General features: G+C 40.1%; 21 protein-coding genes. 8 read left to right on the top strand and 13 right to left on the bottom strand.

Annotated features, from left to right (window positions below; translation table 11 throughout):
• Positions 1-211: 211 nt before the first annotated feature.
• A complete protein-coding gene (locus PQ477_RS13235; protein ID WP_035398455.1) occupies positions 212-1,381 on the top strand; it encodes a galactokinase in 1,170 nt (389 codons plus the stop codon).
• Positions 1,382-1,393: 12 nt separating this feature from the next.
• Positions 1,394-2,920, top strand: a complete 1,527-nt coding sequence (locus PQ477_RS13230; protein ID WP_274272142.1) for a UDP-glucose--hexose-1-phosphate uridylyltransferase — start codon at positions 1,394-1,396, stop codon at positions 2,918-2,920.
• Between the two features lie 41 nt (positions 2,921-2,961).
• Here the strand turns inward: PQ477_RS13230 and PQ477_RS13225 are convergent, their stop codons facing one another.
• The 5 genes from PQ477_RS13225 to PQ477_RS13205 all read right to left on the bottom strand — a co-directional run bounded on the left by PQ477_RS13225 (position 2,962) and on the right by PQ477_RS13205 (position 8,799).
• Entirely contained in the window at positions 2,962-3,300 is a 339-nt protein-coding gene (locus PQ477_RS13225) for a hypothetical protein (RefSeq protein WP_144558431.1), read from the bottom strand.
• A gap of 17 nt (positions 3,301-3,317) precedes the next feature.
• Positions 3,318-4,325 (bottom strand): 3-oxoacyl-ACP synthase III family protein, encoded by a 1,008-nt coding sequence (locus PQ477_RS13220; protein WP_035398448.1) that lies wholly within the window; start codon positions 4,323-4,325, stop codon positions 3,318-3,320.
• Positions 4,326-4,447: 122 nt separating this feature from the next.
• Positions 4,448-5,950: an MDR family MFS transporter gene (locus PQ477_RS13215; RefSeq protein WP_035398445.1), complete on the bottom strand. Its 1,503-nt coding sequence runs from the start codon at positions 5,948-5,950 to the stop codon at positions 4,448-4,450.
• A gap of 158 nt (positions 5,951-6,108) precedes the next feature.
• A complete protein-coding gene (locus PQ477_RS13210) occupies positions 6,109-7,767 on the bottom strand; it encodes a M20/M25/M40 family metallo-hydrolase (protein WP_144558429.1) in 1,659 nt (552 codons plus the stop codon).
• 153 nt (positions 7,768-7,920) lie between these two features.
• The gene (locus tag PQ477_RS13205) at positions 7,921-8,799 is read right to left on the bottom strand and encodes an ROK family protein (RefSeq protein ID WP_035398435.1); all 879 of its coding nucleotides are present in this window, start codon (positions 8,797-8,799) and stop codon (positions 7,921-7,923) included.
• A 112-nt stretch (positions 8,800-8,911) separates the two neighbouring features.
• On the opposite strand from PQ477_RS13205, the gene PQ477_RS13200 reads away from it, so the two are divergent.
• The 4 genes from PQ477_RS13200 to PQ477_RS13185 are packed head-to-tail and all read left to right on the top strand — an operon-like array spanning position 8,912 to position 11,562.
• A complete protein-coding gene (locus tag PQ477_RS13200; protein WP_274272140.1) occupies positions 8,912-9,952 on the top strand; it encodes a DmpA family aminopeptidase in 1,041 nt (346 codons plus the stop codon).
• Positions 9,953-10,009: 57 nt separating this feature from the next.
• Positions 10,010-10,690, top strand: coding sequence for a class I SAM-dependent methyltransferase (locus PQ477_RS13195; RefSeq protein ID WP_274272139.1), 681 nt, complete (start codon positions 10,010-10,012; stop codon positions 10,688-10,690).
• 12 nt (positions 10,691-10,702) lie between these two features.
• Positions 10,703-11,110: a DUF5665 domain-containing protein gene (locus PQ477_RS13190; RefSeq protein ID WP_246117139.1), complete on the top strand. Its 408-nt coding sequence runs from the start codon at positions 10,703-10,705 to the stop codon at positions 11,108-11,110.
• Positions 11,111-11,133: 23 nt separating this feature from the next.
• A complete protein-coding gene (locus tag PQ477_RS13185; RefSeq protein ID WP_035398432.1) occupies positions 11,134-11,562 on the top strand; it encodes a DUF948 domain-containing protein in 429 nt (142 codons plus the stop codon).
• 40 nt (positions 11,563-11,602) lie between these two features.
• Here PQ477_RS13185 and PQ477_RS13180 read toward each other — a convergent pair whose 3' ends face one another.
• The 4 genes from PQ477_RS13180 to PQ477_RS13165 all read right to left on the bottom strand — a co-directional run bounded on the left by PQ477_RS13180 (position 11,603) and on the right by PQ477_RS13165 (position 15,524).
• A complete protein-coding gene (locus PQ477_RS13180) occupies positions 11,603-11,899 on the bottom strand; it encodes a hypothetical protein (RefSeq protein WP_035398429.1) in 297 nt (98 codons plus the stop codon).
• Between the two features lie 29 nt (positions 11,900-11,928).
• The gene (locus tag PQ477_RS13175; protein WP_035398427.1) at positions 11,929-12,693 is read right to left on the bottom strand and encodes a CpsB/CapC family capsule biosynthesis tyrosine phosphatase; all 765 of its coding nucleotides are present in this window, start codon (positions 12,691-12,693) and stop codon (positions 11,929-11,931) included.
• Between the two features lie 63 nt (positions 12,694-12,756).
• Complete coding sequence (locus tag PQ477_RS13170; protein WP_144558426.1) at positions 12,757-13,752, bottom strand: YdcF family protein; 996 nt, start codon at positions 13,750-13,752, stop codon at positions 12,757-12,759.
• Positions 13,753-13,877: 125 nt separating this feature from the next.
• On the bottom strand, positions 13,878-15,524 hold the full coding sequence (locus tag PQ477_RS13165; RefSeq protein ID WP_035394808.1) for a glycosyl hydrolase family 18 protein: 1,647 nt from the start codon (positions 15,522-15,524) through the stop codon (positions 13,878-13,880).
• 215 nt (positions 15,525-15,739) lie between these two features.
• Here PQ477_RS13165 and PQ477_RS13160 point away from each other — a divergent pair, with 215 nt between their 5' ends.
• Positions 15,740-16,645 carry a phosphotransferase enzyme family protein gene (locus PQ477_RS13160; RefSeq protein ID WP_144558425.1) on the top strand — a complete coding sequence of 302 codons (906 nt, stop codon included), beginning with the start codon at positions 15,740-15,742 and terminating at the stop codon, positions 16,643-16,645.
• Between the two features lie 79 nt (positions 16,646-16,724).
• On the opposite strand, the gene PQ477_RS13155 is transcribed toward PQ477_RS13160, so the two are convergent.
• Positions 16,725-16,976 (bottom strand): HPr family phosphocarrier protein, encoded by a 252-nt coding sequence (locus PQ477_RS13155; RefSeq protein WP_144558424.1) that lies wholly within the window; start codon positions 16,974-16,976, stop codon positions 16,725-16,727.
• A gap of 135 nt (positions 16,977-17,111) precedes the next feature.
• Here PQ477_RS13155 and PQ477_RS13150 point away from each other — a divergent pair, with 135 nt between their 5' ends.
• Complete coding sequence (locus PQ477_RS13150) at positions 17,112-17,786, top strand: hypothetical protein (protein WP_274272137.1); 675 nt, start codon at positions 17,112-17,114, stop codon at positions 17,784-17,786.
• 87 nt (positions 17,787-17,873) lie between these two features.
• Here PQ477_RS13150 and PQ477_RS13145 read toward each other — a convergent pair whose 3' ends face one another.
• From PQ477_RS13145 to rfbB, 3 genes are all read right to left on the bottom strand, one after another.
• Entirely contained in the window at positions 17,874-18,443 is a 570-nt protein-coding gene (locus PQ477_RS13145; protein WP_144558422.1) for a VanZ family protein, read from the bottom strand.
• A gap of 74 nt (positions 18,444-18,517) precedes the next feature.
• Positions 18,518-19,372 carry a dTDP-4-dehydrorhamnose reductase gene (gene rfbD / locus PQ477_RS13140; protein WP_274272135.1) on the bottom strand — a complete coding sequence of 285 codons (855 nt, stop codon included), beginning with the start codon at positions 19,370-19,372 and terminating at the stop codon, positions 18,518-18,520.
• Entirely contained in the window at positions 19,369-20,355 is a 987-nt protein-coding gene (gene rfbB / locus PQ477_RS13135; RefSeq protein WP_035394813.1) for a dTDP-glucose 4,6-dehydratase, read from the bottom strand. Before rfbB ends, rfbD begins: the two co-directional genes overlap by 4 nt.
• Between the last annotated feature and the right edge of the window lie 3 nt (positions 20,356-20,358).

Below are 20,358 nucleotides of genomic sequence, written 5' to 3'. Positions count from 1 at the left end.
GACACCCCTAAAAACGAATATTAAACTCTGTAGACGATTTAAACGTTCGCCCATTTGGTAATATACATGATTTTCTACTGGAAGTCAAAGCTTTCGTACAATTTACGAAAGCGTTTACGAGCAGACTGACAATATAATGGTGAAAAAGCGCAATTTTATCCATATCTTTTCCCGTTAGAATGAGTAACATTAACGGTAGGAGCGTGATAACATGGAAACCATTGAACGACATTCTCTTACTAAAGCCTTTCAAGCATTTGCTAACGAACCACCTTCAAGTATCTACTTTTCTCCAGGTCGCGTTAACCTAATTGGCGAACATACGGATTATAACAATGGCTATGTATTTCCAGCTGCCCTTACCATGGGAACTTACTTGGCAATTAGCTTTAGACCTGATCAATCGATTCAAATGAAAAGCGAAAATTTCCCAGAATCCTATACTCATTTGACTAGCTCTTTGTCTTATTCAAGTGAACATAGCTGGAGTAATTATCCAAAAGGTGTCATGCGTGCATTTCAAGAACTTGGTTATACCTTACCGGGAATGAATTTACTCTATTATGGAACACTTCCTAACGGGGCTGGACTCTCTTCTTCCGCATCCATTGAAATGGTTACAGCGTTTTTCTTAAACGATGTACTCGATGCCGGGCTAAGTCGTACTCAACTTGCTCAACTTTGCCAAAAGGTTGAAAATGACTACATCGGTGTAAACAGCGGCATTATGGACCAGTACGCTGTTGGTCTTGGAAAAGAGGCACATGCGCTGTTTATACATACAGGTACACTTGAACACGAACTCGTTCCACTTGCGTTAGGTTCTTACTCGATCGTTATTACAAATACCAATAAAAAACGTGGACTTGCTGATTCAAAGTACAATGAACGCCGCTCAGAATGTGAACAAGGGTTACACATTCTACAAAAAGAAGGCTATCCTTTAGACTCATTAAGTGATTTAACTACAGCGACATGGGCGCAAGCTAAAACGGTAGTAACAAATAACAGTTTAAAAAAACGCGTGAATCATGTTGTGACCGAAAATTCACGCGTGAGACAAGCTGTGACTTTTTTAAAAGCACATGACTTAAAAAGCCTAGGGGCATGCATGAATGAGTCTCATCAATCACTTGCTGATGACTATGAAGTAACTGGCTACGAACTCGATTTGCTTTATTCAATCCAAAAAGAGCAGCAAGGTTGTATCGGCACAAGAATGACTGGCGCTGGATTTGGAGGTTGTACAGTCAGCCTCGTCCATCAAGAGTATATTGATGCTTTTAAAGAAAATGTTTCGTTCCTTTATGAACAGAAAACATCCATTAAACCCGATTTTTATGTGAGTCTAGCTGGTGACGGCGTTAAAAAATTGGATTAGGAGAGATGGCGAATGATTCACGATTTAATTGAAAAGTTACTTTTGTATGGATTACAAAGAAAGCTGTTCTTACCTGAAGATAAAATGTACATCCATAACCGTCTCCTCCATTTTCTAGGCTTACAAGCACCCGAAGAAACTCAGGTCACAGCGGAAGATGATCTTGAAAAGATTTTAACGCCTCTCTTAGATTGGGCTTACAATAAAGGGTTATTTGGACCAAATACAACGACACACCGTGATTTATTCGACACCGCTTTAATGGATCTTATGCTAGCGAGACCGAGTGATGTCTCGCACACATTTTTTTCACAGTATCAACAATACGATCCATCCTATGCAACGAAGGCTTTTTATCAGTTCAATAAAGATGCTCATTATATACGAGTTGATCGCATTGCTCTAAACGAGAGTTGGGACGTGGAAACGCCATATGGTCCGTTAGAAATTACGATAAATCTGTCAAAACCAGAAAAAGATCCTGAAGCTCTTGCAGAAGCTCGTAAGCAGAAAACGAAAAACCTATATCCTTCTGGCCCGCTGGCAAAAGAGAACATTGGGTATGCAGGCTCACTAACTCAGTCCGCCAGACAAACCTTGCGCTTTATTCCTTTATCCTTAGCAGGTGAGCAATGGTATTTTCAGTTTTCTCCATATGTCTATTACAACGAGCATGCTATTGTCTTTTCTGGTGAACAACAACCAATGAAGATTAGCGAAAAAACATTTATGCGGTTATTTGATTTTATCGATCAATTTCCGCATTACTTTATTGGATCAAATGCAGACTTACCAATCGTTGGTGGCTCGATCCTAGAGCACGACCATTATCAAGGTGGCGTGTACGATTTTCCAATGGCACAGGCCCCACTTAAACAAGATTTGCTACCTTTTGGAAACGAATCTATTCGAGCTGGTATTGTCGACTGGCCCATGTCTGTTATTCGTTTAACCGGTAAGGATCGTCAAGCACTTATTACTACATCTACCCATATTCTTACAGAGTGGCGCTCGTATACAGATCCTCAAGCTGAACTCTATGCTTTTTCAAACGAAGAACCGCATAACACTGTTACACCTGTGCTACGGATGAAAGAGGGAAATTATGAGCTTGATTTAGTCTTACGAAATAATCGAACAACAAAAGACCACCCGCTGGGTCTTTTTCATCCACATCAAGAAACACATGCCATCAAAAAAGAGAACATTGGTTTAATTGAGGTAATGGGTTTAGCCATTTTGCCAGGACGCTTAAAACAGGAATTAGAAGAGATTTCTAAATATCTTTTAAGCGAGCACGCTGAACAACTACTTAGCACATCACCTTACACTGAAAAACATACTCATTGGGCATTGAAATTAAAGAATCGATTAGGCCAAGATTTAAAGGAAGAGAACGTAATGGGAGAATTAAAGAAAGAGGTCGGTACGATTTTTTCCAGCGTGCTCGAACACGCTGGAATCTTTAAAGATTCTTCTGAAGGTGAGAAAGGATTTTTACGATTTTGGGCGCATTGTCAAGAATCTTGGTCAAAATAAAAAAAGGAGTAGTCTATCATTTGACTACTCCTTTTTCAAGCTTATACGTCGTTTACTTCAATTAAACGAACATTTTTCATTAACACATCAATACGGCGTAATTGTGCACGAGCAGAAGGTGACTTTGCTTGTACAAATAAAATTTCCTTGTAGCCGTGATTGACATAAGACTGAATTAATGCCTTCAACCCATCTAGCATGGACTGCTTTGAAACCATCATATCGCTTCCATCGAGAATAAGTGTATAATCTGAGCAGTCTATAGATGCGGCATGCATAATGTAATCCTTCTTATACGCATCTGCCTCTTCTTCTGTAATAAATCCGCTCACGACAATCGTAAATTGTTTTTTTCTTTCATCAATACTCATCGAATACATAATCAATCCACCCCTTATTAAAATCTGTATAGCAATGCAGAGAGTGTGTAACCTGCACCAAATGAAAACCACACAATTGTTTTTCCTTCAGTGAACTTACCAGAACGCAAACCTTCTTCAAACGCAAAGCCTGGAGAAGCATTTCCCGCATAGCCATATGATCTGCTAACAAATAACCACTTGTCCATAGTAGAATTCATTAACTCACACGTTCGTTTCACTAGACCTTCGTGGAATTGCGAGCAAATAAAATAGTCAACATCTGATTCTGTTAAGCCATTGCGTTCTAGTAAACCAGGCAGCACTTCCATATATTTATCCGGAATCCATCCTGCCGGCCCTACATCCCATCGTAACGTTCGCTCACGTAACGATGTCTCTTCTTTAAAAACTTTTGAATAGCCAGCAGAAGGAAAGCTCATCAGCTCCCAACCGTCTGAGCCAATTAACGTATCTGAATCGAGGATACCTTTTCCACCTTGGTCGATCTTTTCAAGTAGTAGTGCACTAGAGCCGTCTGTTAAAAAACCATATGTCGCAGGATCTTCTTTGTGAGAGATGTGAGTCGAATTAAACACACTTACAAGCACACAGCGCTTAAGATCTTTTCGAGTTTTCATATACGCGCTTACCATATCAAATGAAGAGAGCAATCCTGTACAGTTCTGGTTCAAATCCATTACAAATTTAACGGCACCATCATTTCCATCTCCTAATGCATTGACAATTGTGATGGCATTTGACGGAACCGTATACTCTGGCGCATCTGATACAAAGAAAAATCCCTGTACATCTTGTAAAGAAAGTCCTTCCTTTTCAAGCAACGCTTCACATGCTTTCGTAGCCATTGTAACCGATGTCTCTTTCCGGTAGTCCTCTATGTATGGATGATTTTCACGACCACCAACATCGAATAGAGAGTCAACTTGAGCGCCAACAGACGCAAAATGAGTACGCATTTCTTCACGATTCTTAACGGTTTTAGGTAAATACTTAGCGACATTTCTAACGATTACACTACTCAAGCGTAGCTCTCCTCTCTTTATTAACCTACACTATGCATATCGACAATTTTCGAGAATTGTTAATAGCTCAGCATGTAAATTCTTCAAGAAATAGGCTCTATAAAGATTCTTTAGGGAAAACGCTACTCAGACCCCTTTATCTTCAAATCTTTACTCGTTTCGACTTTATCGCCACCCATAAAAAATGTCGTAATAAGCGCTAAGCTAATCGGAATTAATGCTAGAGTAAAAATAGAGGTAATCGAATCAGACATTGTCGTTGTGATCGTCGCTAGTGCATCTTCTGGAATTTGTGCACGGCTTTCCGGAGTGAAAAGTTCTTGAGGATCTAGCTCAAGCCCTTCTGTCTCTATACCGCTCAATGATTCTCTCATGCGATTGGAAAACGTCATCGTTTGAATCGTGCCAAAGATAGCAATTCCAACCGTCATTCCAAATGAACGAAGAAACGAGTTGGTGGAATTCGCTGAGCCACGATAGCGCTTCGGCAGATTATTAATCGAAGCTGCTGGCAATAACGAAAATGAAAACCCAACACCTATTCCTGCTAGAAACATATAAACACCCAACATGACTCTTGATATTTCAGGAGTCATTGTTGCGAGCAAACTCATACCTGTTAAAAAACAAACCGCTGAAAAGATCATCATGGTTCGAAACGGAATACGCGTTTGTAAAAGCCCGCCTGTCATACTCCCAACAACTGAGCCAATCATCATCGGCATTAACGTTGTACCGGCACTTGATGCTGATCCTCCAAAGACTGCTTGCACGAAGATGGGAATAAAAATAGCTAACACAACAAATGTACTACCGTAAATAAAAGCAATGATTTGCGATGTGGCAAATAATCTTTTTTTAAACATCCAAAAGGAAATGATTGGCTCTTCAGCACGTCTTTCTGCAAAAATAAATACAATAAAAGCGGCAAAAGCGAACCCAAACAAACTGATAAGTGATGGTGACGTCCAACTATAGGCTTCTCCACCAAGTTCCAATGCAAACATTAAACAAACCACAGCAATTACTAACGTCGAAGCACCGAGCCAGTCTATTTTTTGCTTTTGTGGTTCAAGCGTTTCCTTATAATGTCGAGCAATTAAATAGAGCGCCACAGCACCAATCGGTACGTTAATATAAAAAATCCAATGCCAGCTTAATGTTTCCGTTATAAAGGCTCCCATTAATGGACCGAATACACTTGATACACCGAATACAGCTCCAATTAATCCTGTCATTTTTCCCCTTTTTTCAGGAGGAAATATGTCAAAAATAATGGTGAACGCAATTGGCATTAATGCTCCACCACCTATTCCTTGGATCACACGGTACCCAATTAATTGACTCATAGAATTGGCTAATCCGCACAGTATTGAACCAAGTACAAAAACGATTAAACCAAACAAAAAGAATCGCTTTCGCCCATACATGTCAGATAATTTACCATAAATCGGCATACCTGCCATCATGGCTACCATGTAGGCAGCTGTTACCCACACAAATTGATCGTAATTGCCTAAATCGCCTACTATGGTACCCATTGCTGTAGCCACAATTGTATTGTCAATTGCCGCCATAAAAATTCCGAGTAAAAGTCCTGCTGTTACCAGTGATGGTGTTCTCATATGTATACTCCTTACTTAATGACACTACAATCTTTTCACTCTATTAGTTTACACTAATACAAGCTTTACATCCTACAAAAAATAAACGATGGATCGTAAAAGATGTACAGTTCGCATGATTTCTTTCTCATGCAAACTGTACAAAGTAAATCTGTCTACTAAAGCTTATTTGCTAATTGTTGTGTGGCATAGCGTAACAAAACAGGCGCCACTTTTGTTGAATAAGAAAGTTGCAATCGTTCGGTTCGCTTATGAGCATCTTTTCCGAACGGTCCCACGTTTATGGTTGGAATGTTAAGCTGTTGTATGGCTTCCATTGGAATATGATAATTTTGTTGATACAGTGGCATAAATGTGTCGAGGGTTGTTTCCACTTTTGTCTCTCCTTGAGAACGTAAGTAGCTAACATCAGATAAACCTGGGAAAAAGGTTTTTAACACAATCGACTCTTGAAAGGATTCTGTACCAATTTTCTGTAAATCGTTTGTTAACGCTAGTAACGCTTGGTCTTCCTTCTCATTTAACTTTACGTGTGGGTAGTAGGGCGGCTGTAAAAGCAATAAATAAAAAGGTGCCTGATCCAGAAAATAGGTTGATAAATGACGAGCAATGGATAACGTTTGTTCTGTAAAAGTCTCGTTATCTCGAATACTGTCATGTAAGATGGTTTCATATGACTGCTTAAAGCTCGTGCCGAATTTTTTGATTCCCCGTTGGTACAGCTCAGCAATTGTATAGACCTTCGGTTGTGGAACTGCCGCAGCTAGTGCATCTGTTCCAAAAGCAAGCCTATGCTTTACAAGACGCTCATAGATTGCTTCACTTGCTTGCTGGCATGCTCGCTTCACCTTCTCCATTACAAGCTCTGGACTTGAATGTAAGGTTAATACATTGTAAAACAAATAGGATTCATTTGGCGTTTGCACATCGTACGTTTCTTTTAAGTCTCGAATGCGTAAACAAGTAGGCGATGGGGAGGATTCTCCGTTTAATTGATCAGAAAATGCGTCTGACCATTCCATTTCTACAGCAAGCTGCGCTGCCATAACCGATGCATTAATCCCCTCTAACGGTTGCCCAACATGGGTTTCTCTTCCTAAGCAATAAATAAACGGGAGCAGCTTTCCTGTTGAACCAGTATAAATATATTTATTGAAGTCATTGGGATAAGCAGAAAAATTCGGTTCGGAACAAATACATGCAGAAAATTGCCAGCCACTTTCCTGTAATTTTGCAAGTTCCTCTACCGCCGCAAACATTCCAAGTGATAACTTTTCTTCATCTGGTACAGCTACTAAGCAAATATTCTCAGTTGATTCTTCATCACGTGCAATATCCTCCATGATTGAAAGCTGCATCGCCAATCCGGCTTTCATATCCATCGAGCCTCTTCCAAACAAATAGTCGTTTGAATCCAAATCGGCTCTTGCGGATTCGTCTAAATACCCTTCTTGTTCTTCCTCTAACTGCTTTTTTAATGCTTCCGGCTGGAACGCTTCCTCTTTATATAGCCCGAAATCATCAACACCAACTACATCATAGTGGCTAAGTAAAATCGTTGCTTGTTTTGTAGATGGCTTCTTTTCCAGCATAGCAACGACGGCACAACGGTTTAATGGATCCTGTTTAAGGGGGATGCGTTTAATAGATGATGGATGCGCGTTAAAATAAGGATTTCGCATTAAAATGGTACAGATTAAATCTGCCATTTGGTTTTCTTGTGTCGTACCAGAGATACTAGGCTGTTGAACGAGTTCTTTCGTCAATGCTAGAACCCGATCAGAATAAGCGTACGTGTTGTAATGAGAATAAGACATAAGCGAAACCTCCTGTGACTATGCTAACGTATCATATGAATTTCTCGAAATGCTGTTCCTTTTACAAATACGCTCTTGATTCGACAATTCCCTTTATTTCTTGTGGAAAATAAAAAACCGCAAGAACCTAGATGGTCCATTGCAGTTTTTTATTTATGAATGCGCCATTTCTTCTGCTTGTCTCGCTAATAGTAATGCACCTTCTATACCTGCGTGCTCATCTAATCCAGGAGCTACTACATACTCTTCTGGATCGCCAATATCCAAGTAGCCATTTAGCTGACGTATTAATTCTTCACGAACAAGGGAATACAATTGCTTTTGCTTCATTACTCCGCCACCTAAAATCACTTTTTTTGGTGACAAGATGTAGGTATATGCCGCAATTGCTTGAGCTAGATAGTAAGCTTCTAATTGCCAGACGCGGTCATCATCTGCTAACTCAACTCCGGCTTTCCCCCAGCGTGCCTGTATTGCAGGTCCAGCAGCCATACCTTCTGCGCACGTTCCATGGTATGGGCAGTGACCTAAAAACACATCGTCTTCATGTGGCTTAACAGGCACATGACCCATTTCTGGATGAGAGAATCCTTCTAAGATATTCCCATTTACAACGGCACCTGCTCCAATTCCCGTACCAACGGTAATATACATACAACTATCTAGCCCTTTTGCTGCCCCCTTAGTGGCTTCAGCAAGTGCAGCACCATTTACATCTGTTGTTAATGAGATTGGTACATGAAGTGATTTAAAAGCGTCCAATAATGGATAGCCTTCCCACCCTTTTTTTGGGGTACTAGCAAGAGAACCGTATGTATGTGACCCTTCTTTAAGATCAAGAGGACCAAAGCTGCCTATTCCTAAACTAGTAATGGAATTCCTCTTAAAAAAATCAACAATAGGGGGAATCGTTTCTTCAGGCGACAGCGTTGGCAGTGTTAATTGATCGAGCCATTCCCCATTTTTATCTGTCACCACGCAGATCATTTTCGTTCCGCCTGCCTCCAAACCACCATATCGAGCACTATCCATCTTCTTCTCTCCTCCTACCCATCTAACTAGTAAAGATTATAGCACTCTGAATCTTTTTTTTCTTTACGTTTTATCTGTTTTTTTTGCAAAATAAAAGAAAAAGGAGTTTCCAATGAATCATTCATCTGCAAGACGCGCAGGCTTTTCTTTTCCTGGTTTGCCTACTGGACCAATGAATGGTATTACCGACGTAGCTGGTGTACTGGTCGGTCATCGTACGCTCACAGATGGGAAACAAATTCAGACAGGCGTAACCGCCATTATTCCCCATCCAAAAAATCTGTTTGCGGAAAAGACCATTGCCAGCTCTTTTATACTCAATGGCTTCGGAAAAACAACTGGCCTTGTGCAAGTAGAAGAACTTGGAGTTATCGAGAGCCCCATTATGTTAACAAACACCCTTTCCGTTCCCGCTGTTACAGAAGGCACACTTTCCTATCTACTTGCTCATAATCAAGAAATCGGTACAACAACGAGCACCGTCAATGTTCTAACAGCAGAATGTAACGATGGTTACCTAAATGATATTCGACAAATGATCGTTAAACCAGAGGACGCAATTTTTGCCATTAAAGCCGCGAGTGAACAACCTGTTGAAGAGGGGGCTGTTGGGGCTGGTACTGGTATGTCATGTCTCGGGTTTAAAGGTGGTATCGGCACAAGTTCACGTCTCGTTTCTTCTTATACGGTTGGCTGCCTCGTCCTGACGAATTATGGACAGAAGCAAGACTGGATCTACAGTCGCCACAGAAGGAAAATAAACATCTCAGATGGAAATGGCACCTCCATGCCAACGCCAGATGGATCCATTATTATCGTGCTCGCCACAGATGCACCGTTAGATGCTCGCCAATTAAAACGACTAGCAAAAAGAGCTGCGCTTGGCCTCGGACGTACGGCATCTTTTGCGGCTAATGGAAGTGGTGATATTGTCATTGCGTTTTCAACAGCAAATCGGGTGCCTCATCACCCACTTGCACCTTTACAAACCTATACATTCTTGCATGATAGCGACGCATCCATGTCAATTCTGTTTGCTGCTGCTGCAGAGAGTGTGGAGGAAGCTATTCTTAATTCGTTATGCTCAGCCACGACCACTACAGGATTTAACGGACATACCTGCTTGAGCATACGTGACGCTCTAAAGAGCTAGTTTCTGCACATTAGCCTAAACCACTGCATACAATAGGCAGGAATGGAGGCGTTAAAGGTGGATAAAGAGTATGAGAAAAAAGCAACTGCTTACTATCAAGGAATAAACCAACAGCTGTTTTCTTTAATTGATCCAAAGGTCGAAATGGTACTGGATATTGGCTGTGCAGAAGGTGCCCTTGGCGCTGCAATCAAAGCCGCATATGGCGCAGACGTACATGGCTTTGAATTGTTTCAACATGCTGCCGTCCAAGCTGAAAAAAAGCTCGACTCTGTTACTGTGGGGAATATTGAGTCTGATCCTCTTCCATTTGAACATGAACAATTTGATGCGATTATTTTCGCAGACGTATTAGAACATACGTTAGATCCTTGGTCAGTACTAGCAAAAGTAAAACCATACTTAAAAAAAACCGGTGCCATTTACGCAAGCATCCCAAATGTCGGTCATATATCCATTATTGAGGAGTTGATTCAAGGCACTTGGAATTATGTAGATGCTGGTTTACTTGATAAGACACATTTTCGATTTTTCACAAAATCAGAAATTGAAAAGCTATTTCATACGAGCGGCTATCAAGTAGAAACGATTGTGAATAATCAAGTACTGTTTCCCCACCAACAACTGCTCATGCAAAAAATACTTGAAGCTGGACAATTAGCCGGGCTAAATACAACACATTTCTATGAACAAACGACTGCGTATCAATATATGTTAAAAGCAAAGCCATCCGTTTAAGTTCGGGTGGCTTTGGGTTTAACCCTCCCAACTAACGGTTATAGTAAGGTAGATGAACTGATTGGAGGGATTCATTTGCCGCTCACCGATGAACAAAAAAGTAGAATGTTGCCATCGAAGCATCGCCAGCGTGAAATTGAAAAACAATCGGATGAAAATGACCGATTTCATGAATTATTGGACAAACTAGAGGATGTTACCACGAATGGAAGGCTTAAAGATATGGCTTTTCATTTTACAGATACAAAACAAGTGGTAAAATCAAACTTAATCGCTGGTATTGCTAGAGGTGTAGGATTAACGATTGGAGTAGCACTTTTTGTCTCTCTACTTCTTGCTATACTTAATTTGTTCGAACCATTACCGATTATTGGGGAATGGCTCGCCAATTTAGCGAACATCATTGAAGCAAATCGATAAGTTGACGAAGGAGGTTTTTAGAAATGGATTGGTTAGGAATTGGCGTACTTGTTTTTGCGGTTGCGTTTCTTATCGCCGTTATTTGCTTATTACCAGCTATGCGTAATTTGGCGAAAACCCTTGATAAAACTGCAACAACCGTGGCGCAGCTTGAAAAAAGTTTAGACGATATTACAGGTGAAGTAAAAGTCACCCTCCATAATACAAACGAAACGATTATGGATGTAAACGAAAAAGTGTCAAAACTAAACCCGCTTTTTGATATCATTCATGATTCTGGAGAAGCTGCACATCGAGCTTCAAGCGCCTTATCTACATATACGCTTACAAGAGTGAATGCTGCGAAACAAGAAGCTGTAACGGCTCAACCTGATCAAGTTTCTGGTATTATTAAAGGCATCGCCTTTCTATATTATTTTCGAAAAGCAAAAAAACAGCAGAATAACGTATAAAAAAGACGGGTCTCCTCTTTAAGAGGACGACTCGTCTTTTTTAATGATACACAGTTAGGAGTTGATTAATCTGTTCCCCCAGTTGATCTTTCTCGACATCGTAAGTTCCACCTAGTACGATGCGATCAAACTTGTCGTTATTGCGTAATAGTTCCAGTTGGTAAACGAAATGATCCCTCGTTTGAATACTAACAACAACCTTTTGACCGTCTTTACGCGTTACATATAAGAGCACACCTTGATCCATTGGAATATATCCTTGTACGTCCCACGTTCTTAGCCAGTCTTTTTCTTCTGCTTGGATGGTTACAATAATATCTTCAGCAAGCTCTTCCATTTTCTGCCCCTCCTTACCTTTTTAGTGTATCACGCCTTTGATTTACTAAAAAAGGAGGAAATCGATCGTTTATCAATATGAAGCGGTTCTTCAATTCGAATGGATTTAGAGGAGAGCAAATTCCCCAAGTTTTCTTTCATCTGTTCCTTTTGCGCTGGATTTATTTTTGATAGTACCATGTCTATTTCTTCTACCTTGTCTTCATCGTACTTTGTAAAAATTTCTGAATAGTTCCCTATCATATGAATTAAGTTTCCACTTACTAATGCACGGATGCATTTTCTTCTTCCTTTATCTGTTATTGATAGTAAGCTTGTCGCGTCCATTATTGTGTACGCTCCTTGCTTCACTAATTTGTATAATAAATCGGGATTCTTTTGTATGCGGGTATCTTTTTCTGGATAGAGCAATACCGGATAATAACCTGCCACGGCGAGTCGGTACAGCTTTTCTGCTGCGCCCTGTAGATCTTCTCCATTAAGGGTAACAAGAACAAATAAAGTTTTGTTTAGAGGAATTGCTTTGCCCGCTTTCAAGTCAGTAAGAAGATCGTCATTAAGCGGCAACACTTGCCCTGGTAAGAGCGTAATGTCATTCAATCTCTCGTTATACGCTTTTACTGTCTTTGTAATCTCGTCTCCCCACGTTGCAGGATGTTCGCGTTTAAAAAGTGGAATGTAACAGAGCGATTGCATGTGTCGGTCGCGCAGAAAATGGATTTGTTCAAGTAACTTTGAGCGTGATCGTGAAACACCACTAATTTCCGGTAGTCCTTCTTTCCATACATCAAACATATGCACTCCTCCTTTTATTATCATCAATTAGACATTGTTCTTATAAGTTCCTTCTTTCTTCGATTAAGAGAAATAAAAATAAGCGAGTAGCAGAAGGAAGCAACTAAATAATAGAAGATGGGGTTTTTTATTCATTGCTAAAACAGCAATAAATTCACGCGTATAGGCGTTAGGCTGAAAATACCAGGCCGTTGGGGAGCCGATTCCTTCAGCTGCCATCGATAACTGTTTTGCGATTAAGCTCGATCGAAAAACATGAAAATGATTCGTAACAAACACGACTTTTTGGTGATCAGGTATTATTTTTTTTGTATACAAAAAGTTTTCGTACGTATTGCGCGCTCGATCTTCTATAATGATTGATTGAGGTGGAATATGTCTGTGAACTAGATAGGCTTTCATTGCCTCCGCTTCGCTTATAATCTCATCTTCCCCTCGCCCTCCTGTCACAATGATACGGGGAGGAGGTGCCACTTTTTTTTGCATCGTATAGAAATAAATTCCTCTTTCTAATCGACTTGCTAAAATAGGTGAAACCTTCTTTCCCCTTAACAAGCCAGCCCCTAAGATCACTATATAATGTTGATTGTAATAGGGTCGATTGTAGCGATATAAAATAGAAGAAACGAGAAAAGATAGAAACAGAAACCCATAAAACCCAATGTATATCGTTATGGTAATGGCAAGAGGCTCAATGGTAAGGAACGTTGTCGGGATGAGCAGAAGAAAACTAAACATACCTAAGCTCGCTAGCAGTGAAAAAAAATTATTCCGCTTTCGTCCTTCTTTTCGTATTAACTTCCATGTATTTCGTATAACGTACCCTATCACAAAAAGTAAAAATAAAAGGAGCATGAGTGCAAATAGAAAATAGAGTATAAGAATAAGATGATCATATCTACTCACAGGTCCAGTTGTCACAACAGCTAGTCCACTTCCTAAAAACAACAGCAAGCTTAAGGTTAAAAACATACCGTTAAAGATACTACGTTTCTCAATCTGCATACTCAGTAAAAAAACAAGCCCACAAACGATTCCTAACAATAAAAAGATATTCATGCTACTTCACCTTCGTCCATTTATCCATTCATTCCTTTTTTTTGCTTGTCTCAAACGCGCCACCGTATATTCGTTTCTTGCAAACAAAAAAAGCCGTTTTCACACGGCTTTTTTACACAGGTCTATTAGTTTACATGTTTCCAGACATCCCATTCTCCTGATTGATTAGGTTCTTCTCCACGTGTCCACCATTTTGCTTCGTACCACATGCCATTATGCTCGACTTGATCTCCTTTTATATAAATTGTATCTTTCGACCAAATGCTCGTTTCTGTTTCTCCTTGACACACACTCACCTTTTTCCAAACATCCCACTCTCCTGAATGTTGCGGATGATCCCCTTGTGTCCACCACTTTGCTTCATAAATAAACCCGTTTTTTGATACTCGATCCCCTTTTACATAAATCGCATTTTCCGACCATTCAGAAACATCACAACCTTGCTGTTCGTCCCCATTAAATACAGTGGTAATGGCCTGAACTAAATCACCATCTCGATTATTACTTGCTTCCCAGAACATAGCACCACCTAAGCCTTTGTCAACGATATAATTTGCTTTATGGGCAATAGACTCTGGGTCATCGTACGTAATAAAGGTTCCATCTGTTTCATTAAACAAGAAAGGAACTTTCGATGCATCATTCCAATAACGCTTGTAGCCATTTTGATTCACATAATGGTCTTTTAAGTCTTGATAGTCAAAAGTGGCATTTGACCATGTTCCAATTTGAGCAGGACCATCGCAGAAAGCATACTCGCCATTATTCTCAGCATCGCACCCTGTCCACCCATATCCGTAGAAAGGCATCCCCATTATTAATTTTTCTTTTGGAACTCCTGCCTGTAAATGCCCCGTAATCGCAGCATCAACATTTAACGCATCTGCCCAAGGAACAGTTGCTTCTTCGTCATAAAACAAAGGCGCATTGTGCCCATTTTGTGCTTGCCATGTGCCGTTTAAATCATATGTCATAATTTGAATCCAATCTAAAATATTCGCAAGCTTTTCCATTTCATTATTCTCTAAATAACTAGGTGAAGCTGAGGACGCAATGGTAAGTAAATACTCTTTACCATCTTCTTGACCAGCTTTATCTAGCGCCTCTCTCGTTGCTTCTAGAAGTTTCGTATGGTTTTGCTTATCCTCTGGACTACGCTCATTCTCAGGCATCCCGCCACTAACTGGGTACTCCCAATCCAAATCGAGTCCATCAAATCCATACGCCCTTACAAAATCAACAGCAGATTGAGCGAATGTGTCTCTCGTTTCTTCAGTTGCAGCCACTAATGAAAGACGGTTAGACCACGTCCATCCCCCAACAGAAATAACGGTTTTCAAATGAGGCTGTTCTGCCTTTAACTGATTTAGTTGATTAATGTTCCCTTTAATAGCCTCTTCCTCATCGTCACCAGGATACACTTTACGCACATCTTGTTCTGGATCTCCTAACACAATTGTTCCATTCGGCACGTCAATCGGTCCAGCTTCATCTTCACAGATCCACTCTCTAGGGTTCGGCCCTGACGGATCTAAATTCCCGTGAACCCCTTCCCAACATACATTGGCAAACGCATACATAATATGAGTCATTTGCTCTGCTGGGAGATCCTTCACTTCATAGCCTCTTTCTTCGGCTACCCAAGAAGGATAATACCCAACAACTTTTAACGCTTCATGTTGTTGTTCATTTGCCCATGTAGCTTGATCACTTCCGTTAAAAAGTAATAACGTTATAATGATAAAAAGTAAAGACGTTCGTTTTATTCTCATGACCATTCCTCCTTTTACTAAAACAATTGCACAATGATTCTGCAAAATCCTCCTTTTTATTTCCAAATAATCAGATATAACTAGGAATCTCTCTTCCTATTTTCATGAAATGTGTCTAAATAGCTATTGTTTCTTCGTTTTCCCAAGACTATAGTGTTAGAATAGTCTTTATATCTATTTAGTTCTGCGGCTATTTTTAAAGCGAGGGATGATCTATGCGTAAAATTGATCAAGCATTCCAACTATCCATTCGATACACAGATAAAGTAACAAATCGAGTTGACTTTATTCATACAAATGAAAAGAAAACGTTCATTTTAAAAAAGAAATCCGATCAAGAGCGAGCACGAATGGAAGCTCAACTTCTTCAAGACTTGCATAGAAAAGAACAACCTGTGCCAGTTCCTTTAAAAACAACCTCTAATGAATATACTGTTCAAAGTCAAGACAGTTTTTATGTCGTTTACTCCTATTTGGACGGTCATTTAATCGCAGCTGAAACCCTTTTAGATCAGCAAGCACTCGTAAAACAATCTGGCTATGCACTAGCAAAATTAGACAATGCTTTACTTGAAGTAAGCGATTATCACCCGTTCAGAAAACGTCACGTTTACACATCGTTATATCATAATATTATTCCATTTATGAAAAAAGAAGCGATTGCCCTTGATGTCGTTCATCTTTTAACAGAACTGGCAGACGAGATGCTCCTATTGGAACAACTTCCAACTCAGCTTATTCATCGAGATCCTCACTATCGTCACTTTCTTTATTTTGAGGATACAGTAAATGGCATTATCGATTTAGAATTGGTGGAAGAAAATATACGCGTGTTAGACCCATGTTACTTTGCGACCAGTGTGTTAAGGGATGTCTATTCGAGCCCAGCAGATGTGGATCGCTGGTTTCCAGCAATAAAAGCGTTTTTCCGCGCCTATCATCAAGAAAACCCATTCACCATCCAAGAACGAAAGGCTTTCTGGCTAACACTTCTAAGCATTGAAGCTGTTATGATCGCTTTTTTTAGTCACGATGAAGAACGTATGGAAAAGAATCGCTCCATGTTTCTATGGCTTTATGAGAACAGACAACTTTTTGATGAACTCATTCACCTTCGCTAGTAGTTTCCCATTCTTAGGTTGACGCTTTGGTCATAACGACGAAAAACGCAGGCTAGCCCCAGCCTACGTTTTTCAGCTTTTACTTGTGGGTAAGAAAATCCTCAATAGCTGCTATTGCTTCTTCCTCATCAGGCCCGTCAGCCGTTAGCTGAACGTCGTCTCCTGGCTTTAACACGATGCTCATTAAACCGAGAATACTCTTAACATTAATAATCGAATTCCCTTTTTTCAAATGAACATCTGCCTTAAATTGACTCGCTCTTTCTACTAGTGCCGCAGCATTAGAAGCGTGCAACCCTTGGGATAACCCTACTTTTACTGTCTTTTCCATAAAGTCTTCCTCCTCTTTATTTGCCCTTCCATATATATGCGAAAAACTTCTTCATATGAAAGTTTCTTTTCAGTCATGGTGAGATTCATTTCTACATACGTATAGAATAACTAGGACAAGAAGGAAGGTGGCAACATGCAAAACACTCAATGCCTCTCCCATATTCAACGTATTACCCCTTTAGCAAAAAAGATCGAAGACATTCTAGAGCAACAAAAAGATTTGGAAGCAAAACAACAACAACTTGAACGAGGTCCTTTACGTAGTTTGTATCACGTTAAAGACTTAAACAGCTTGTTTGCCGTTTCCATTTTAGTGTATCTATTCGTCTTTCACACCGTTTTTTCAGCCTCGCTTATCACCATTTATCAACTCTTTTCTCGTATCGATATACTGTTCATTTCAGTCATCAGTCTGTTTGTTCTTTTTGTTTTCATGCCTATTCTAGCTTACTTCCTTCTGATTTGGAGTATAAATAAGTTGTTTAAGCGTTGGCTTCATTATGATCATAAAGAAAATGAAGTATTACTGGCTTTAAAAGAAGCGAAAGAAGTAGAATACGAGCTGAAGCATACACTAACCGACCAAACCACTATTCCTATGTACTATTTAAAGACGTATGCGCTAGCAAAATTTGAAACTTATTTTCTTCATCAACGGGCAGACTCCATGAAAGAAGCGATTAACTTATTTGAATTGGAACAACAGCACGTACTTCAGCAATATCGTTTTTACCAGTACAACGGAGAACGCCGTTTTTCAAAAATGTATGAAAAAGCAGCTGAGTTTGAGAAACAAGTTAGCTCCTAAATCACTTGCCGCTTACCGATCTCGTGAACGGTAAGTCTTTTTCGTGTAAACAAAAATTACTCTCTCCTTTACAAGAGAGAGTAATTACTAGGCTTGTTTTCTTATGTCTTCCCATTTCTTGTGAACATGGGTTTTCGTTTGACTATTTCCACATTCTTCACATGGTTTGATTGAGCGTACGTACACAATCCAAAACATAGCAATCAAAATACCTACCAGACCACCCATCGTATCTACCAGTACATCCTCAATCATCGGTGACCGACCTGGGGTAAAAGACTGTCTGTATTCATCAATACTTGCGTAAAAAACAACAAAAAATAGCGACATTGCACTAGCGTAACGTAGGCGTGTAAAGTAAGCAAGTAGCCGTGTGCCAATCAAACCAATAAATAAAAATGAGAAGAAATGAGCCGCTTTCCGAAGAAAAAACTCCACAAATGATTCTACTGACAAATACTCTAAACTAATCACTCGCTCGCCATATGGAAACGAAATGTGAGCAATTCTTGTTTGTTCAATCCACTGAATCGGTAGATGACTTAATATACCACGTATATCTTGATTTCCGTATGGTGTAGAACTTGAAAACGCAATGACAGACACTGCTATGAGTAGAAAAAGGCTGAAAATCGTAACTTTTACGGGACGTGACAAAGACTCACCTCATTTTTTTGTTCCGTCCATTATACGCTTTTTTGATATTGAATCGTCTATAAATGTAAATTTTCTCACAAACTCTTATCTTTTTCACAATCTAGAAATGCATGAATAGCCTCGCGCCAGTTTCGCATTGGTGGGAATTGATTTAACTGCAAATTTTTATGAGCAAATACAGAATATGCAGGACGAGATGCTACAGTAGGATAATCGATTGTTGCGCAAGGTTTTACTAATTCAGCAACTCCCTGCTTCATAAAAATCTCATGGGCAAACTCGTACCATGAACAGCTACCGCTATTAGACACATGGTAAATGCCATATCGTTTTGTCCCGATGAGTGCAAAAAGCATTTCGGCAAGATCAGGTGCATAGGTTGGTGAACCAATTTGGTCATCAACAACATGGCAAGGAGATTCTTTTTCAGCCAAAGCCAGCATCGTTTTCACAAAGTTTTTTCCACGATGTCCAAAGACCCATGATGTCCGAACAATAAAGAACTTTGAATGAAATTGTTGGACAGCTTGTTCACCTGCGAGCTTGGATCGCCCATATACGCCGAGTGGCGCAGGCGGGGTCCATTCATCAATTGGCTCTTTTGCGCTACCGTCAAAGACATAGTCTGTGCTTACGTACACAAAAACTGCGGCTAGTTGCTCTGCTACAACACAGAGATTCCGAGTTCCAGCTGCATTCACTCGATACGCCTCCATCTCATCTTCTTCCGCTTGATCCACTTGTGTGTAGGCAGCACAATGGATGATGACGTCAGGTTGAATGGTGGTCAGCACACTTTCCACTTTACGAACATCTGTAATATCAAGCTCTCCCCTTGTCAACCCAATACATGGAATCTGTTGTGATGTAGCTAAAGCTAAAATAGCTGAACCTAGTTGCCCGCCGGCTCCTGTTACAAGAAGCTTCATAGTGTATGCCCCCGATACGCACCTGATAACACATCCTGCCACCACTTTTTATTTTGAATATACCAATCGATCGTTTCCGCTAATCCTTCATTAAAAGAGTATGTTGCTTTCCAGCCAAGCTCTCTTTCAATTTTTGACGCATCAATAGCATAACGAAAATCATGACCAAGTCGATCATCCACATGATGAATAAGGGCTTCTGATACGCCTAATGTCTGGACAATCCGCTGGACAATCTCAATATTCGTTCGTTCATTTCGCCCACCGATGTTGTAAACTTCACCAGGCTTACCATTACGTAATACGGAATTAACACCTCGACAATGATCGTCTACATGGAGCCAGTCTCGTACTTGATGACCATCTCCATAAATAGGAAGCGGCTTATTTCGCAACGCGTTTGTTACCATAAGTGGAATTAATTTTTCGGGAAAATGATAGGGTCCATAATTATTTGAGCACCGTGTTATGTTTACATTCATTCCAAATGTTTCGTAATAGGAGCGCACTAATAAATCTGCTCCTGCCTTACTCGCCGAATAAGGGCTATTCGGTTGCAATGGCGTTTCTTCTGTAAAAAATCCTGTCTCTCCTAAACTACCGTAAACTTCATCTGTCGATACTTGTACAAACTTCTTCACATCGGCGCGTTTAGCTGCATGTAATAATAGTTGCGTGCCATACATATTTGTATGTACAAATGCACCTGGATTGACAATACTGCGATCTACATGAGACTCTGCAGCAAAGTGAACAACGGCATCTATGTCATAAGTAGAAAATACGCTTTCTATTTGATGACTATCGCAGATGTCCCCTTGTATAAAGCGAATAGCGTTACGCACTCGTTTTAAGTTATCGAGATTACCGGCGTACGTTAGCTTATCATACACAATCAGATTGTCTTCTGGATAATCTTTAGCGAGTAACCGCACAAATGCACTACCAATAAACCCTGCTCCTCCTGTAATCAGTAGATTCATGAT

The sequence above is a fragment of the Shouchella hunanensis genome (assembly GCF_028735875.1).
Lineage (GTDB): Bacteria > Bacillota > Bacilli > Bacillales > Bacillaceae_D > Shouchella > Shouchella hunanensis.
This window is presented reverse-complemented; position numbering and strand designations above follow the sequence as displayed.

What these genes read in the sequence shown, in the direction of transcription:
- PQ477_RS13230 (WP_274272142.1), top strand. Translation starts at nt 1,394, where the DNA reads ATGATTCACGATTTAATTGAAAAGTTACTTTTGTATGGATTACAAAGA.
- PQ477_RS13160 (WP_144558425.1), top strand. Translation starts at nt 15,740, where the DNA reads ATGCGTAAAATTGATCAAGCATTCCAACTATCCATTCGATACACAGAT.
- PQ477_RS13200 (WP_274272140.1), top strand. Translation starts at nt 8,912, where the DNA reads ATGAATCATTCATCTGCAAGACGCGCAGGCTTTTCTTTTCCTGGTTTG.
- PQ477_RS13170 (WP_144558426.1), bottom strand. Translation starts at nt 13,752, where the DNA reads ATGAATATCTTTTTATTGTTAGGAATCGTTTGTGGGCTTGTTTTTTTA.
- PQ477_RS13235 (WP_035398455.1), top strand. Translation starts at nt 212, where the DNA reads ATGGAAACCATTGAACGACATTCTCTTACTAAAGCCTTTCAAGCATTT.
- PQ477_RS13155 (WP_144558424.1), bottom strand. Translation starts at nt 16,976, where the DNA reads ATGGAAAAGACAGTAAAAGTAGGGTTATCCCAAGGGTTGCACGCTTCT.
- PQ477_RS13210 (WP_144558429.1), bottom strand. Translation starts at nt 7,767, where the DNA reads ATGTCTTATTCTCATTACAACACGTACGCTTATTCTGATCGGGTTCTA.
- rfbD (WP_274272135.1), bottom strand. Translation starts at nt 19,372, where the DNA reads ATGAAGCTTCTTGTAACAGGAGCCGGCGGGCAACTAGGTTCAGCTATT.
- rfbB (WP_035394813.1), bottom strand. Translation starts at nt 20,355, where the DNA reads ATGAATCTACTGATTACAGGAGGAGCAGGGTTTATTGGTAGTGCATTT.
- PQ477_RS13165 (WP_035394808.1), bottom strand. Translation starts at nt 15,524, where the DNA reads ATGAGAATAAAACGAACGTCTTTACTTTTTATCATTATAACGTTATTA.
- PQ477_RS13225 (WP_144558431.1), bottom strand. Translation starts at nt 3,300, where the DNA reads ATGTATTCGATGAGTATTGATGAAAGAAAAAAACAATTTACGATTGTC.
- PQ477_RS13150 (WP_274272137.1), top strand. Translation starts at nt 17,112, where the DNA reads ATGCAAAACACTCAATGCCTCTCCCATATTCAACGTATTACCCCTTTA.
- PQ477_RS13205 (WP_035398435.1), bottom strand. Translation starts at nt 8,799, where the DNA reads ATGGATAGTGCTCGATATGGTGGTTTGGAGGCAGGCGGAACGAAAATG.
- PQ477_RS13185 (WP_035398432.1), top strand. Translation starts at nt 11,134, where the DNA reads ATGGATTGGTTAGGAATTGGCGTACTTGTTTTTGCGGTTGCGTTTCTT.
- PQ477_RS13175 (WP_035398427.1), bottom strand. Translation starts at nt 12,693, where the DNA reads ATGTTTGATGTATGGAAAGAAGGACTACCGGAAATTAGTGGTGTTTCA.
- PQ477_RS13215 (WP_035398445.1), bottom strand. Translation starts at nt 5,950, where the DNA reads ATGAGAACACCATCACTGGTAACAGCAGGACTTTTACTCGGAATTTTT.
- PQ477_RS13180 (WP_035398429.1), bottom strand. Translation starts at nt 11,899, where the DNA reads ATGGAAGAGCTTGCTGAAGATATTATTGTAACCATCCAAGCAGAAGAA.